This is a genomic window from Mycobacterium sp. IDUB_1 (assembly GCF_055419625.1).
In genome coordinates this window covers 1-545 of sequence record NZ_JBVAYA010000013.1, presented here as the reverse complement: position 1 = coordinate 545, position 545 = coordinate 1, and the positions used below count along the sequence as shown (strand labels likewise).

Genomic DNA, 545 nt, shown 5'->3' with positions numbered 1-545 from the left:
CCGGCAGCACCGGTCACCGTGCCGTGCGCGTTCGACACCGCAACCGCACCATTGGCGCCGGAGACGTCGACGGTGAACGTCGCGACTTCCTGGATGCCGGGGCCGTTGCCCAGGTCCGCCGAGATCGACACGCCGGGGAACAGCGGCGGCGTCGAGATCGCCGGGAACAGATCGATGCCGACATCGCCGACACCGATGACGTCCTGACCGTCGAGCGCGATGTTGGGGGTGGTGTAGCTGAAGTTGATGCCCACACCCAGCGACCACGGGAAGCCGATCTGGTAGCCCAGCTCCAGGGTGCCCTCGAAATCGTCGGCACCTTCACCGGCGACGCTGTAGACAGCCTTGCCCGAGTGGAACCACTCGCGGGTCAGACGGTTGCGGTCGAGGGGAAACACGCCGTTGAGGAACGTGTCCCACTGCTGGATCGTCAACGTCCGACCCTGACCGTCGACCAGGCTCAGCTCATTGTCCAGCCCTGCGTGAGAGGTGCCAGTGCTCACGAACAACGCTGCGATGGCCGCGACCATCGCGATCAGCACCCG

1 protein-coding gene is annotated in these 545 nt (G+C 66.1%); it reads right to left on the bottom strand.

The window, feature by feature from the left end; genetic code table 11:
- On the bottom strand, window positions 1–545 hold a 545-nt coding region (locus ACZYYX_RS29440; protein ID WP_463818374.1), incomplete at both ends, for an MspA family porin.